Here is a 14376-nt window from a genome sequence, read left to right on the forward strand (position 1 = left end):
ACGACATGAAGGTTGCGCCCGTTCCGACCTACGAGCAGGAGCGCCTGGCCACAGTTGCCGAATGGTGCGTGCAGCATCAGGAGCAGAGCAGTGAGTTGCGTGCGCTGGTAGAGCTGGCCCGGCATTATTTTGCGGCACCCATCTGCCTGGTTTCGATAGTCGGTGAATGCCAGCAATGGTTCACCGCCCGCGCTGGCCTGGAGGCAGCGGGCACGGCCAGGGACGTATCGTTCTGTGCCCACACCATCCTGCAGGCGCAGCCGCTGGAGATACTCGACGCTGCTGCCGACCCGCGCTTCGCGGACAATCCTCTGGTGACCGGTGAACCGGGTATTCGCTACTACTGTGGTGCGCCGCTACGGGTCGAGCAGCGGGTGGCGATCGGCAGTTTCTGCATCATCGACACCGCACCGCGCGCAGCGCTGAACGACGCTCAGCGCGAGATGCTGCTGGCCTTCGCCGACATGGCCATGCAGATCATCGCCGGCATGCGCCGCAACAACTTTCACGACCAGGCCACAGGGCTGTTCAACCGCCTGAAGCTCGAATGTGACGTTGGCGCGGGGCTGGAGCGCGGCCAGTCGATGACACTGCTGGCCGTCGACATCATGTCGGCAGAGGCGCTGAGCGAGCTGATTCGCGGGCTGGGGTACAACTTTGCCCATGACTTGACCTTGCAGGCCAAGTCGCGCATCGCCAGCCAGCTGGAAAGCGGCTTGCCGTTGTACAAGATCAGCCCCACCCGGTTCGCCGTGCTGCTCGAGGATGCCGCTGCTGTGCTGCCGCTTTGCCAGCGCATCCTCCAGGCGCTCCAGGCGCCTGCCCAGTGTCACCAGATACCCGTGCTGCTGGACGCAGGCATCGGCATCGCGCCCATCACCCCGCTGGAGGATGAGCGCAACAGCCTGGAGTGGCTGCGCCGCGCCGTGGCCGCTGCCGACACGGCACGGCGCAGTGCGGGGCGGCATGCCTGGTACCAGACCGAGGTGGACGCGGCCCAACGTCGTGCGTTCATGTTGCTCACATCGCTGGCGCAGGCGTTGCACAGCGAAGATGAACTGAGCCTGCACCTGCAGCCGCGGGTCGAGCTGCGCAGCGGTGAGTGTCGCTCTGCCGAGGCCTTGTTGCGCTGGCGCCACCCGCTGCTGGGGGACGTTGCGCCCGGCGAGTTCATCCCGCTGGCAGAACAAACCGCGCTGATGGCCAACCTCAGCCTCTGGGTAATGTGTGCCGTGCTGCGCATTCTGCAGTGCACCCGCGGCCTGGATTTCAGCGTCAGCTTCAACGTCACCGCGCGGGACCTGGAAAGCGCGACGTTCATGGACACCTTGCTGGCCGAACTGCAACGCCAGGCGGTTGAGCCGGGCCGCGTACAGCTGGAGTTCACCGAAAGTGTGCTGATGGAGCAGCCCGAAGAGGTGCACCGGCAATTGCAGCGCGCCGGCCAGGCCGGCATTGCTGTCGCCATCGACGACTTCGGCACCGGTTACAGCAACTGGGCCTACCTCACTCGCCTTCCGGCCTCGCTGGTCAAACTGGACAGAAGCCTTGTGCAGCGGTCCGCGCGTGGGGGCAAGGAGGCCTTGCTGGTGCAGTCGGTGGTCGGCCTGGCCAGCAGCCTGGGTTATCAAGTGGCTGCCGAGGGTATCGAGACGGCCGAGCAGCTTGCCCAGGCCAAAGACTGGGGCTGTGCCGAGGCGCAGGGCTACCACATCGCCAGGCCAATGCCGGTCGAGGTGTTCCGGCAGTGGTTCTGCCGCACCCGGTTGGCAGGCCCGTTGGCCTGATCACATCTTGTCATTACGCAGGTACTTCCATGTTCAATCGGCACCTCAAAGCCGCGCTCGCCGAGCGCGATGCGGAAATACTGAGCCTTCGCCAGCGTCTGGCCCAGATCGAACAGGGACCTTTCATGAGGCTGGATGCCCAGGGCCGCGTGCTGGAACTCAACCCGGCATGCGCTGCCGTCCTGGGCGCAGAGCCCGACAGTGCCATTGGCCAACCGCTGGCGCAGTGGCTGCCGAGCCCGGCCCAGCAGGGCCAGGCACTGCTCGACGCGTTGCTGCGTTCGACGGCGGTGATCCAGTTCGGGCTCGATGGCATTGTGCTTGAGGCAAACCCGATGTTTCTCGATGCCATGGGCTATCGGCTCGAGCAGGTGGTGGGCAGGCATCACCGGATGTTCTGCAGCGCCGCGCAGGCCAGCAGCCCTGACTACGCCGCGTTCTGGCAGACGCTCAATACCGGCCGTTATGTGGCGGGTCGCTTCTGCCGCCTGGACCGACAAGGCCGTGAGGTCTGGCTGGAAGCCAGCTACAACCCGGTCACCGACGCCCGGGGGCGCCTGGTGAAGGTGGTCAAGTTCGCTTCGGTGGTGACTGACCAGGTGCGCCGCGAGGAGGAGGTCAAGCGTGCCGCGCAGGTGGCGCTGGACGTTTCCCGCAGCACCGACGCCGGCGCCAGCGAAGGTGTGGCGGTGATGCATGCCATGGAGCAGACCATGCACGACGTGGCGCGCCAGATGCAGGCTGCGGGGGTCACCATCAGTGCCCTGGGCGAGCAATCGACCAGCATCAGCGCCATCGTGCAGACCATTGGCGGGATTGCCGCGCAGACCAACCTGCTGGCCCTCAACGCGGCCATCGAGGCGGCACGTGCCGGCGAGCAGGGCCGAGGCTTTGCCGTGGTGGCCGATGAGGTACGCAAGCTGGCGGCACGCACCAGCACGGCCACCGCCGAGATCGATGCCGTGGTTGCACGTAACCAGGTCCTGGCCAGCCAGGCAGTCAGCGAGGTCGAGCGTAGCCGGATGGAGGCGGCCAGCGCATTGCAGTTGGCGCTCCAGGCCGGTACGGCCATCAGCGCCATCCAGGCCGGGGCACGCAAGGTGGTGGATGCGGTGGAGCGGGTCAGCGAAGACCTGGGCTAGGCATGACGTAGGGGGGCAGATTTGCCATATGTGTTTGCGAAGCATTAGCATTAGCAAAATCATTGATCTCGCCCCGGAACCTGACATGCCTTCGCCGCCACCGTCACGGCCAGCTCTGCTGGCGTTCTGCTGTTTCGTCCCGTTGCTGGCCCAGGCTGGCGAACCGATCCAGCTGGAGGCTACCGACATCAGTGCCGATGCCCTGAAGGCGCGGCCAGGCGCAGTGCCTGAGGCGTTCGCCGGCGGGCAGGTTGCCCGGGGCGGGCAGATGGGCGTGCTGGGCGACCAGGACTACATGGATGTGCCCTTCACGATGACCAGCTACACCGCCAAGGTCATCGAAGACCAGCAGGCCGAAGACATCGGCGACGTGCTGGCCAACGACCCTTCGGTGCGCGAGTCGTACGGCTTTGGCAACCAGTCCAAGGTGTTCGTGATCAGGGGATTGCCGCTGGCCGGTGATGACATTTCCTTCAATGGCCTGTACGGCATCCTGCCGCGCCAGGTCATGGCCACCGACGGCGTGGAACGGGTCGAAGTGTTCAAGGGGCCGAATGCCTTTCTCAATGGCGTCAGCCCGACCGGCACCGGCCTGGGCGGCAACGTCAACCTGCGGCCCAAGCGCGCCGAAGACTTGCCGACACGTCGCTACACCCAGGACATCAGCGCTGATGGCCGCATGGGCGAACACCTCGATATCGGCCAGCGCTATGGTGAAGACAACCGTTTCGGTGCGCGGCTGAACCTCAGCCAGCGTGAAGGCGAAACGGCGGTCGACGATCAGGACCAGCGCACCAAGTTGTTTACCGCAGGGCTGGATTACCGCGGCGACAACTTCCGCCTGTCGACCGATATCGGCTACCAGAAGCAGCGCATCAACCACCTGCGCAATTCGGTGCGCCTGGGTGGCACCACCACCCGCCTGCCGACCGCGCCGGATGCCAGCCATAACTATGGTCAGGCCTGGAGCTACAGCGAGTCGGAAGACACCTTTGGCATGGCGCGCGGCGAATGGGACCTGAACGACAACTGGACGGCCTACCTGGCCGGCGGTGCACGGCATACGCGCGAACACGGCACCTATGGCACCCCGGTGCTGGTCGGCAACAGCGGCGCGGCGACGATTACCCCTTCCGACATTGTCCATGGTGAAGACAACAGCAGCTTCAGTGCCGGCCTCAATGGCCGGTTGCAGACCGGAGCGATCAGCCACCAGATCGCCGTGGGGGCGAACACCTTGTGGACCCAGGCGGAAAACGCCTACACCTTCTATTCGCCGATCAGCAGCAACATCTACGACACGGTGCAGCAAGCCAAGCCTGCCAATGTCACCCGCTGGGGCGGTGACATGGGCGACCCGGGGGTAACCGCCAAGACCCGCACCCGCAGCCTGGCGATTTCCGACACGGTTGGCCTGTTCGACGACCGCCTGTTACTGACCTACGGCGTGCGCCGCCAGCAACTGCGTATGCAAAGCTATTCCTACGATGGCAGCGGTCCTGTCACGCCTGGCCGGCCGAGTACGGACGGCAGCCGCAGTGGCGACCCCTACGACAAGTCGATCACCACGCCGGTATACGGCGTCGTGTTCAAAGCCACCGATAGCGTCTCGCTGTACGCCAACCGTATCGAAGGCCTGGCCCAGGGGCCAACGGCGCCGGCCAATGTTTCCAACGCCAGCGAGATGTTTCCCCCAGGTCGCACCAAGCAGCTTGAAGCCGGTATCAAGCTCGACCGGCAGACCTTTGGCGCGAACCTGGCCGTGTTCCGCATCGAGAAGCCGTCGGACGGCTACACCTTGAACAACGTCTTTATCCGCGACGGCGAACAGGTCAACAAAGGCCTGGAACTGAGCCTGTTCGGCGAGCCCGTCGAAGGCCTGCGGCTGATGGCCGGTGGTACCCGCATGAGCTCGGAGCAGAAGAATACCGCCAACGGCAGCAATGACGGCAACCACGCCATCGGGGTGCCAACCTTCCAGCTCAATGCCAGTGTCGACTGGGATGTCCCGGGTGTGCCGGGGCTGGCGCTGAATGCACGCATGTTGCGCACTGGCGGCCAGTATGTGGATGCCGCGAACAATGTCAGCCTGCCGACCTGGAACCGTTTCGACATCGGTGGCCGCTATACGCTGAAAGTGGCGGAAAAAGACCTGACCTTACGCGTCAACGTGGAAAACCTGACTGACAAGAACTACTGGGCTTCGGCCAATGGCGGGTACCTGACCCAGGGCGATCCGCGGCTGGTGAAGTTCTCCGGCACCATCGATTTCTGAGTGTCCGACCGGGGGCGCGCGATCCACAGAAGTTTGCGGCGTGCCAGGGCGGGCCCCCGCCCTGGCAGTGGTTGGCTACGACGCCTCCACCTCCAGAAACGCCGCCTCCAGCAACTGCCGGGTATACGGATGTTGCGGCGCGTGGAAGATCGCCTGCGCGTCCCCTTGCTCCACCACCTGGCCATGCTTGATCACCATCAACTGGTGGCTCAGTGCCTTGACCACCGCCAGGTCATGGCTGATGAACAGGTAGGTCAGGTTGTACTTCTGCTGCAGGTTGCGCAGCAGTTCCACCACCTGGCGCTGCACGGTGCGGTCCAGCGCCGATGTCGGTTCATCCAGCAGGATCAGCGCCGGCTTCAGCACCAGGGCCCGGGCAATGGCAATGCGCTGGCGCTGGCCACCGGAAAACTCATGCGGGTAGCGATGCCGCGTGCGTGGGTCCAGGCCGACTTCCTCCAGCGCCGCGATGATCGCCGCTTCCTGATCCTGAGGCGTGCCGATCTTGTGAATGCGCAGCCCTTCACCGACGATGTCCGCCACGCACATGCGCGGGCTCAGGCTGCCGAACGGGTCCTGGAACACCACCTGCATCTCCCGCCGTAGTGGCCGTACTGCCTTCTGGTTGAGGCATTCGAGCTGTTGCCCGTGGAAGCGAATCCCGCCCTGGCTGGCAATCAGCCGCAGGATCGCCAGGCCCAGCGTCGACTTGCCCGAGCCGGACTCGCCGACAATTCCCAGCGTCTGCCCCTGCGGCAGGCTGAAGTTGACCCCGTCCACCGCCTTCACATGGTCGACCGTACGCCGCAGCAAGCCTTTCCTGATCGGGAACCACACCCTGAGGTCATCCACCTCCAGCAAGGGCGCGCCCACCGGGTTGTGGGCCGGCAGCCCGCTGGGCTCGGCATTGATCAGCATCTGCGTGTAGGGGTGCTGCGGGGCGCTGAACAAGCGGCTGCATTCGGCCTGCTCGACGATCTGCCCGCGTTGCATCACGCACACCCGGTGGGCGATGCGCCGCACCAGGTTGAGGTCGTGGCTGATCAGCAGCAAGGCCATGCCCAGGCGCGCCTGCAGTTCCTTGAGCAGGTCGAGGATCTTCAACTGCACGGTCACATCCAGCGCCGTGGTCGGTTCGTCGGCAATCAGCAGGTCGGGTTCGTTGGCCAGCGCCATGGCGATCATCACCCGCTGGCGCTGCCCGCCCGACAGCTCGTGGGGCAGGGCCTTCAGGCGCTTGCGCGGCTCGGGGATGCCGACCATGTCCAGCAGCTCCAGCGTACGTGCCGTCGCTTCCTTGCCGCTCAGGCCCTTGTGCAGCAAGAGAATCTCGTTGATCTGCTTCTCGATGCAGTGCAACGGGTTCAGCGAGGTCATCGGCTCCTGGAAGATCATTGCAATGCGGTTGCCGCGGATGCGTTGCAGGCTCTTCTCGTTCTGCTGCAGGAGGTCCTTGCCCTCGAAGCGGATGCTGCCGCTGGGGTGGCGGGCCAGGGGGTAGGGCAGCAGGCGCAGGATCGAGTGCGCGGTCACCGACTTGCCCGAGCCGCTCTCGCCGACCAGGGCCAGCGTCTCACCCTTGCGGATATCGAAGCTGATGCCATCCACCACGCGGTTGACCTGCTCCCCGGTGACGAACTCCACCGCCAGGTCGCGCACTTCGATCAGGTTCTGTTCACTCATGTCACTTCCTCGGGTCGAAGGCATCGCGGGCGGATTCGCCGATGAACACCAGCAGGCTCAGCATCAGCGCCAGCACGGCGAAGGCACTGATGCCCAGCCATGGCGCCTGCAGGTTGGACTTGCCCTGGGCGACCAGCTCGCCCAGCGACGGCGCGCCAGGCGGCAGGCCAAAACCGAGGAAGTCCAGGGCGGTGAGGGTGCCGATGGCGCCGGTGAGGATGAACGGCATGAAGGTCATGGTCGAGATCATCGCGTTGGGCAGGATGTGCCGGTACATGATCGCGCCATTGCGCATGCCCAGGGCACGGGCGGCGCGCACGTATTCCAGGTTGCGCCCGCGCAGGAACTCGGCGCGCACCACGTCCACCAGGCTCATCCACGAGAACAGCAGCATGATGCCCAGCAGCCACCAGAAGTTCGGCTGCACGAAACTGGCCAGGATGATCAGCAGGTACAGCACCGGCAGGCCGGACCAGACTTCCAGGAAGCGCTGCCCGGCCAGGTCGACCCAGCCGCCATAGAAGCCCTGCAGGGCTCCGGCGATCACGCCGACGATGGAACTGAGCAGGGTCAGCGTCAGGGCGAACAGTACCGAAATGCGGAAACCGTAGATGACCCGTGCCAGCACGTCGCGGCCCTGGTCATCGGTGCCCAGCCAGTTGTCTGCCGACGGCGGCGCCGGGGCCGGCACGCGCAGGTCGTAATTGATGCTCTGGTAGCTGAACGGGATCGGTGCCCACAGTACGAAGCTGTCTTTCTTCGCCAGCAGTTCGCGGATGTACGGGCTCTTGTAGTTGGCTTCCAGCGGGAATTCGCCGCCAAAGGTGGTTTCCGGGTAGCGCTTGAATGCCGGGAAGTACCACGCGCCGTCGTAGCGCACGGCAATCGGCTTGTCGTTGGCGATCAGCTCGGCGCCCAGGCTCAGGCCGAACAGGATCAGGAACAGCCACAGCGACCACCAGCCACGGCGGTTGGCCTTGAAGCGCTCGAAGCGCCGACGGTTGAGGGGGGACAAGGCCATGTCAGTGCTCCCGGCTGGCGAAGTCGATGCGTGGATCGACCAGGGTGTAGGTCAGGTCGCCGATCAGTTTCACCACCAGCCCCAGCAGGGTGAAGATGAACAGGGTGCCGAAGACCACCGGGTAGTCGCGGTTGATGGCCGCCTCGAAGCTCATCAGGCCCAGGCCGTCGAGGCTGAAGATCACCTCGATCAGCAACGAGCCGGTGAAGAAGATACCGATGAATGCCGAAGGGAACCCGGCGATCACCAGCAGCATGGCGTTGCGGAACACGTGGCCGTACAGCACGCGCGGCCGGCTCAGGCCCTTGGCCTTGGCCGTGACCACGTATTGCTTGTTGATCTCGTCGAGGAAGCTGTTCTTGGTCAGCAAGGTCATGGTGGCGAAGTTGCCGATGACCAGCGCGGTGATCGGCAGGACCAGGTGCCAGAAGTAGTCCAGCACCTTGCCGGTGGTGCTCAGTTCGTCGAAGTTGTTCGAGGTGAGGCCGCGCAGCGGGAACCAGTCGAAGTAGCTGCCGCCGGCGAACAGCACGATCAGCAGAATGGCAAAGAGGAACGCCGGGATGGCATAGCCGACGATGATCGCCGAGCTGGTCCACACGTCGAAGTGGCTGCCATGGCGCACCGCCTTGGCGATACCCAGCGGGATCGACACCAGGTACATGATCAACGTGCTCCACAGCCCCAGCGAAATCGACACCGGCATCTTTTCGATGATCAGGTCGATGACCTTGGCATCACGGAAGAAGCTGTCGCCGAAGTCCAGCCGGGCGTAGTTCTTGATCATGATCCACAGGCGCTCGGGCGCCGACTTGTCGAAGCCGTACATGCGCTCGATCTCGGCAATCAACGCCGGGTCCAGGCCCTGGGCACCACGGTAGTTGGAACCGGCCACCGACACTTCGGCACCGCCACCGGCAATGCGGCTGGTGGCGCCTTCGAAGCCTTCGAGCTTGGCGATCATCTGTTCGACCGGGCCGCCGGGGGCGGCCTGGACGATGATGAAGTTGATGATCAGGATGCCGAACAAGGTCGGGATGATCAGCAGCAGGCGGCGCAGGATATAGGCCAGCATCTCAGTTGGCCTCGTCCGCAGCGGTGGCGCCGACCGCCGGCGTCACGCCGGGCTTGATCCACCAGGTGTCGATGCCGATGTCGTACTTGGGCGATACCTTGGGGTGGCCGATGTGGTTCCAGTAGGCCACGCGCCAGGTCTTGATGTGCCAGTTGGGGATCACGTAGTAGCCCCACAGCAACACGCGGTCGAGGGCGCGGCAGTGGTCGATCAGGCTCTGGCGTGAATCGGCGTTGATCAATTGTTCCACCAGCTGGTCGATGGCCGGGTCGCGCAGGCCAATGAAGTTGCGGCTGCCGGGGTTGTCGGCGGCGGCGCTGGACCAGAACTCGCGCTGCTCGTTGCCTGGCGAGTTGGACTGCGGGTAGCCGCCGACGATCATGTCGTAGTCGCGTGAACGCAGGCGGGTGATGTACTGCGACACGTCGACCCGGCGGATATTCAGCTCGATACCGAGGTCGGCGAGGTTGCGCTTGAACGGCAACAGGATGCGCTCGAACTCGGTCTGTGCCAGCAGGAACTCGATGCTCACCGGCTTGCCCTGGGCGTCGACCATCTTGTCGTCGACGATTTTCCAGCCGGCTTCCTGCAGCAGCTTGTAGGCCTGGCGCTGCTGTTCGCGGATCATCCCGCTGCCGTCGCTGACCGGGTTGTGGAAGGCCTCGCTGAACACCTGTTCGGGCACTTTGCCGCGCAGCGGTTCGAGGATTTTCAGCTCGCTGGGGCTGGGCAGGCCGCGGGCGGCCATTTCCGAGTTTTCGAAGTAGCTGCCGGTCCGGGTGTAGGCACCGTTGAACAGCTGCTTGTTGGTCCACTCGTAGTCCAGCAGCAGGCTCAGTGCCTGACGCACGCGGATGTCCTGGAACACCGGGCGGCGAATGTTGAAGATGAAGCCCTGCATGCCGGTGGGGTTACCGTTGGGCAGCTCTTCCTTGATCAGGCGCCCCTCGCGCACGGCCGGTACGTTGTAGGCGGTGGCCCAGTTTTTCGCGCTGACTTCCAGCGCATAGTCGAACGCCCCCGCCTTCAAGGCTTCGAGGGCGACTGTGGTGTCGCGGTAGGAATCGAAGGTCATCACATCGAAGTTGTAGAAGCCGCGGTTGATCGGCAGGTCCTTGGCCCAGTAATCCTTGACCCGCTCGTAGCGTACCGAGCGCCCGGCCTTCACTTCGGCGACCTTGTACGGGCCGCTGCCCAGCGGGATTTCCAGGTTGCCGCGGTCGAATTCGCGGTTTTCGTACCAGTGCCTGGGCAGTACCGGCAACTGGCCAAGAATCAGCGGCAGCTCACGGTTGTTCTTGTGCTTGAAGCGGAACAGCACCTTCAGCGGGTCTTCGGCGACCACTTCGGCAACGTCGGAATAATACTGGCGGTACAGCGGCGCACCGTCCTTGATCAGGGCATTGAAGGTGAATACCACGTCGTCGGCGCGCATCGGGTGGCCGTCGTGGAAGCGTGCTTCCGGGCGCAGGTAGAAGCGCACCCAGCTATTGTCCGGGGCCTTCTCGATCTTGCCGGCCACCAGGCCGTATTCGGTGAACGGCTCGTCCTGGCTCTGGCGCATCAGGGTGTCGTAGATGATGCTGATGTTCTCGGCCGATACGCCCTTGTTGATGAACGGGTTGAGGCTGTCGAAGCCGCCGAAGCTGGACTGGCGGAAGGTGCCGCCCTTGGGGGCGTCGGGGTTGACGTAGTCGAAGTGCTTGAAGTCGGCCGGGTATTTGGGGGGCTCGTCATACAGGGTGAGTGCGTGTTGCGGTGCGGCCAGGGCGGGAAGGCTCAGGCAGGCAAGCAACAGGCTGCCGGCCAGCTGGCGCAGTCGGTGCGTTGGCATCATTGGGCTTTCTCCGAAGTCTTGATCCACCAGCTGTTCAGCCCGAGGGTGTAGGGCGGCGTGGTGACGAAGGCGAACCGGTTGCGGTAGGCCAGGCGATGATTGTCGAGGTACCAGTTGGGGATCATGTAGTACTGCCATGAGAGCACGCGGTCCAGGGCGCGGGCGGCAGCCACCTGGTCATCGCGGGTGCGGGCGGCGAGCAGGGCGTCGAGCAGGTGGTCGACCACCGGGTCCCTGACCCCAGCATAGTTCTTGCTGCCCTTGGTCGTGGCTTGGCTGGAGTGGAAGTACAGCCACTGTTCAAGGCCAGGGCTCAGGGTCTGGTTCAGGGTCATCAGGATCATGTCGAAATCGAACTGGTCCAGGCGCTGTTTGTACTGGGCACGGTCGACGGTACGCAAGTGTGCATCGATGCCGATGCTGGCCAGGTTTTCCACATAAGGCTGCAGGATGCGTTCAAGGTTGGGGTTGACCAACAGCAGCTCCATGCGCAGTTGCTGGCCCTTGCTGTTGACCAGGCGCTGGCCATCGAGCTTCCAGCCGGCTTCGGCAAGCAAGCCGAGCGCCTGGCGCAGGGTCTGGCGGCCGATGCCGCGGCCATCGGTCTGGCTGACCTTGTACGGTTCGCTGAACAGCCTGGCCGGCAACTGGTCGCGAAACGGTGCCAGCAGCAGCCACTCCTTGCCGGTGGGCAGGCCGCTGGCGGTGAAATCGCTGTTGGGGTAGTAACTGGTCGAGCGGCGGTAGGCGCCGCTGAACAGCGCGCGGTTGGTCCACTCGAAGTCGAGCATCAATCCCAGTGCCTGGCGTACCCGTGGGTCGCTGAAGGTCGCCCGCCGGCTGTTCATGAACAGGCCCTGGGTCTGGGTCGGAATGCGGTGCGGGATCTGCGCCTTGATCACCTCGCCACGGCGCACGGCCGGGAAGTTGTAACCGTTGGCCCAGTTTTTCGCTTGGTGTTCGATATAGATGTCGAATTCGCCGGCCTTGAACGCTTCGAAGGCCACCGTGGCATCGCGATAGAACTCATATTCGACGCGGTTGAAGTTGTACTTGCCACGGTTCACCGCCAGGTCCTTGCCCCAGTAGTTCTTCACCCGCTCGAATACCAGCCGGCGCCCGGGCTGGACCTCGGTGATGCGGTACGGGCCACTGCCCAGCGGCGGCTCGAAGGTGGTGGCCTTGAAGTCGCGGTTCTGCCAGTAATGCCTGGGCAGCACCGGCATCTCGCCCAGGCGCAGGATCAGCAGCGGGTTGCCGGCGCGCTTGAACACGAAGCGGATGCGCAGCGGGCCGAGGATATCCACCCGCTGCACTTCCTGCAGGTTGGTGCGGTAGATCGGGTGGCCGTCCTTGAGCAACGTGCGGTAGGAGAACGCCACATCTGCCGAGGTGATCGGCTTGCCATCATGCCAGCGGGCTTCCGGGCGCAGGTTGAATACCACCCAGCTGCGGTCCTCGCTGTACTCCACCGAGCGCGCGATCAGGCCATAGCTGGAGGTCGGCTCGTCGCCGGACGGGTCGTACTGGCCGGTGCCGACCATCAGCGGCTCGTTCAGCTCGCTGATGCCATATTGCTGGAAGTTGGGCGTGGTAACCGGGCTCGACCCTTTGAAGGTGTACGGGTTGAGCGTGTCGAAGGTACCGAAAGCCATGGCGCGCAAGGTGCCACCCTTGGGCGCATGCGGGTTGACCCAGTCGAAATGGGTGAATGTGGCTGGGTACTTGAGCGTGCCGAACTGCGCGTATCCGTGGCTTTCGCTCACCATCGCGGCTGCGGGAAAGCTCAAGGCCAGGCTGAGTGACAGCAGGAGGGGACGTATCAAGTCGGCATCCGATCCAGAGGCGTTGGGCTTTGATCGGGGTACAGTAACAGCTTGCTGGGGTTGGAAAAAGAGAGGTTTTGCAGGAGAGGAGGGCAGGCGTCCCTGCTTATGTGTAACAGGGGGGCGCGGTAGCTGTAGGAGCTGTCTCGTGTCGCGCAAGGCCTGCACAGCAGCTCCGGCAATAGCGGCATTCACTGCAAGAAGCTGGGGCTGCGGCCGCAGCCCTTTCGCGACACAAGGCCGCTCCTACAAGGACTGCGTTGTTTCTATCGAGGTCAATGCGAGAGGTAGACGGTCAGGGTCTGGCCTGGCTTCAGGGCGTGACCGCTACGCGGGTTCCAGCGCTTGAGATGTTGCATTTCAACGTTGAAGCGCTTGGCCACCAGGTACAGCGAGTCGCCCTTGCGCACCTTGTACTGGGTGGAACGCTTGCCGGATGCCGCTACCCGGTTGGCAGCCGCGCTGGGTGCATCGCCCCCGCGCAAGGCCAGGACCTGGCCAGCGCGTACGCTGTTGCCAGAGAGCCGGTTCCAGCGCTTGATGTCCTTGACCGAAACGCGGTTGGCCTTGGCAATGCTGCCCAGGTTGTCGCCACGTTTGACCCGGTAGCTGCGCGCCGCCACCGGTGCCTGGGCTTCCGCGACGGCACGGGCAAACACGGCCTTGTTCGGCTGCAGGCTGACCAGTTGCTCGGGCTTGAGGTTGGACAGGCTGTCGCTCAACAGTTGCGCCTTTGCCGTTGGCACCAGCAGTTGCTGCGGGCCGTCCACGGTCATGCGTTTCTTGTACGCCGGGTTGAGCTGGATCAGTTCGTCTTCGTCGATGTTGGCGAAGGCTGCCACGCGCGACAGGTCGAGGCGGTCGTTGATGACCACCGCCTCGAAGTAGGGTTCGTTGGCGATCGGGCTCAGGTTCACGCCATAGGCTTCCGGCGTCAGCACCACCTGCGACAGGGCCAGCAGCTTGGGCACGTAGTCGCGGGTTTCCTGGGGCAGCGGCAGGTTCCAGTAGTCGGTCGGCAGGCCGAGCCGTTCATTGCGTTCGATGGCGCGGCTGACTGTGCCTTCGCCGGCGTTGTAGGCGGCCAGGGCCAGCAGCCAGTCACCGTTGAACATGTCGTGCAGGCGGCTGAGGTAGTCCAGCGCAGCGTTGGTCGAGGCGGTCACGTCGCGACGGCCATCGTAGAAGTTGGTCTGGCGCAGGTTGAAGTGGCGACCGGTCGACGGGATGAACTGCCACATGCCCGCGGCGTGGGCGCGCGAGTAGGCCATCGGGTTGTAGGCACTTTCGATGGCTGGCAGCAGGGCCAGTTCCAGCGGCATGTCGCGCTCTTCAAGGCGCTCGACGATGTAGTGCAGGTAGAGGCTGCCGCGCTCGCCAGCGGTTTCGATGAAGCTCGGGTTGCTGGCGAACCACAGGCGCTGCTGCTCGATGCGTGGGTTGACGTCGATGTTGTCCTGCAGGGCAAAACCCTGGCGCATGCGTTCCCACACGTCCTGCGGCGGCTGCTCGGCCGGCTTGACCTGCAACGGTGACGGCTTGTGCTTGATCCGTGCCTGGTAGTTGTGCGCGCGAACGCTATCGGATTCGTCGAGCTGACGGGTGCTCTGGCAGCCCACCAGGGTGGCGGCCAGGGCCAGCGCACTGATTTGGGCCAGGCGCGTCAGGGCGACGGAATGAGAGGTTCTGCGGCTACGTGAAGACATCGGCTGACACAGGTTTCCGGGCGA

The 14376-nt window shown here is 64.3% G+C and carries 8 protein-coding genes and 2 pseudogenes; 4 read left to right on the forward strand and 6 right to left on the reverse strand.

The genetic code is table 11. The annotated features are described in order from the left end of the window. The first annotated feature begins 5 nt into the window (after nucleotides 1-5). The 4 genes and pseudogenes from ACLEJP_RS12595 (at nucleotide 6) to ACLEJP_RS12610 (ending at nucleotide 5204) form a co-directional block, all read left to right on the forward strand. Entirely contained in the window at nucleotides 6-1787 is a 1782-nt protein-coding gene (locus ACLEJP_RS12595) for a bifunctional diguanylate cyclase/phosphodiesterase (protein ID WP_440806831.1), read from the forward strand. 125 nt (nucleotides 1788-1912) lie between these two features. Next, a pseudogene (locus ACLEJP_RS12600) lies at nucleotides 1913-2392 on the forward strand (PAS domain-containing protein); the annotation flags it as partial. 99 nt (nucleotides 2393-2491) lie between these two features. Further along, nucleotides 2492-2929: pseudogene (locus ACLEJP_RS12605) on the forward strand (methyl-accepting chemotaxis protein); the annotation flags it as partial. Nucleotides 2930-3014: 85 nt separating this feature from the next. Further along, nucleotides 3015-5204, forward strand: a complete 2190-nt coding sequence (locus ACLEJP_RS12610; RefSeq protein ID WP_440806832.1) for a TonB-dependent receptor — start codon at nucleotides 3015-3017, stop codon at nucleotides 5202-5204. Between the two features lie 75 nt (nucleotides 5205-5279). On the opposite strand, the gene ACLEJP_RS12615 is transcribed toward ACLEJP_RS12610, so the two are convergent. From ACLEJP_RS12615 to ACLEJP_RS12640, 6 genes are all read right to left on the reverse strand, one after another. Next, the gene (locus ACLEJP_RS12615; protein WP_440806834.1) at nucleotides 5280-6887 is read right to left on the reverse strand and encodes an ABC transporter ATP-binding protein; all 1608 of its coding nucleotides are present in this window, start codon (nucleotides 6885-6887) and stop codon (nucleotides 5280-5282) included. A 1-nt stretch (nucleotide 6888) separates the two neighbouring features. Continuing rightward, entirely contained in the window at nucleotides 6889-7908 is a 1020-nt protein-coding gene (locus ACLEJP_RS12620; RefSeq protein ID WP_170030782.1) for an ABC transporter permease, read from the reverse strand. Between the two features lies 1 nt (nucleotide 7909). Further along, nucleotides 7910-8983, reverse strand: coding sequence for a microcin C ABC transporter permease YejB (locus tag ACLEJP_RS12625; protein WP_225778509.1), 1074 nt, complete (start codon nucleotides 8981-8983; stop codon nucleotides 7910-7912). 1 nt (nucleotide 8984) lies between these two features. Continuing rightward, nucleotides 8985-10820: an extracellular solute-binding protein gene (locus tag ACLEJP_RS12630; RefSeq protein ID WP_440806837.1), complete on the reverse strand. Its 1836-nt coding sequence runs from the start codon at nucleotides 10818-10820 to the stop codon at nucleotides 8985-8987. Then, on the reverse strand, nucleotides 10817-12646 hold the full coding sequence (locus ACLEJP_RS12635) for an extracellular solute-binding protein (protein WP_440806840.1): 1830 nt from the start codon (nucleotides 12644-12646) through the stop codon (nucleotides 10817-10819). Before ACLEJP_RS12635 ends, ACLEJP_RS12630 begins: the two co-directional genes overlap by 4 nt. 275 nt (nucleotides 12647-12921) lie before the next feature. Next, nucleotides 12922-14352: a transglycosylase SLT domain-containing protein gene (locus ACLEJP_RS12640; RefSeq protein ID WP_440806842.1), complete on the reverse strand. Its 1431-nt coding sequence runs from the start codon at nucleotides 14350-14352 to the stop codon at nucleotides 12922-12924. Between the last annotated feature and the right edge of the window lie 24 nt (nucleotides 14353-14376).

Origin of the sequence: Pseudomonas sp. SMV7 (genome assembly GCF_052041995.1) — a bacterium.
GTDB lineage: Bacteria > Pseudomonadota > Gammaproteobacteria > Pseudomonadales > Pseudomonadaceae > Aquipseudomonas.

Excerpts from the sequence above, each read along its gene's own strand:
- ACLEJP_RS12595 (WP_440806831.1), top strand. The coding sequence starts at position 6 with ATGAAGGTTGCGCCCGTTCCGACCTACGAGCAGGAGCGCCTGGCCACA.
- ACLEJP_RS12610 (WP_440806832.1), top strand. The coding sequence starts at position 3,015 with ATGCCTTCGCCGCCACCGTCACGGCCAGCTCTGCTGGCGTTCTGCTGT.
- ACLEJP_RS12615 (WP_440806834.1), bottom strand. The coding sequence starts at position 6,887 with ATGAGTGAACAGAACCTGATCGAAGTGCGCGACCTGGCGGTGGAGTTC.
- ACLEJP_RS12620 (WP_170030782.1), bottom strand. The coding sequence starts at position 7,908 with ATGGCCTTGTCCCCCCTCAACCGTCGGCGCTTCGAGCGCTTCAAGGCC.
- ACLEJP_RS12625 (WP_225778509.1), bottom strand. The coding sequence starts at position 8,983 with ATGCTGGCCTATATCCTGCGCCGCCTGCTGCTGATCATCCCGACCTTG.
- ACLEJP_RS12630 (WP_440806837.1), bottom strand. The coding sequence starts at position 10,820 with ATGATGCCAACGCACCGACTGCGCCAGCTGGCCGGCAGCCTGTTGCTT.
- ACLEJP_RS12640 (WP_440806842.1), bottom strand. The coding sequence starts at position 14,352 with ATGTCTTCACGTAGCCGCAGAACCTCTCATTCCGTCGCCCTGACGCGC.